Source organism: Neisseria sp. HMSC058F07 (assembly GCF_001810035.1).
Classification (GTDB): domain Bacteria; phylum Pseudomonadota; class Gammaproteobacteria; order Burkholderiales; family Neisseriaceae; genus Neisseria; species Neisseria perflava.
The window spans coordinates 1-210 of the sequence record NZ_KV799691.1 but is presented as its reverse complement, the minus strand read 5'-3'; the positions used below and the strand labels follow the sequence as shown (position 1 = coordinate 210).

1 pseudogene is annotated in these 210 nt (G+C 50.0%); it reads left to right on the top strand.

What is annotated here, in order from left to right:
* Positions 1-210: pseudogene (locus HMPREF2696_RS11695) on the top strand (helicase); the annotation flags it as partial.

Below are 210 nucleotides of genomic sequence, written 5' to 3'. Positions count from 1 at the left end.
GGCACGGGGCAAGACAATGACGGCGCGTATTATCAGATTATCAAGTTTAAAGACAAAATCACACGCCAACAAAAGACCGCCGCCCTGCCACAGGCAGAAATTGCCGATGGGAAATGCTGGGGGCGTTTGGGGTTTTACGGCTTATCCATTGAGAGCAACCCAACAAAAAGGCGAAAACTGGCAGACTATTTGCAGAAAGAGGGAAGCCAG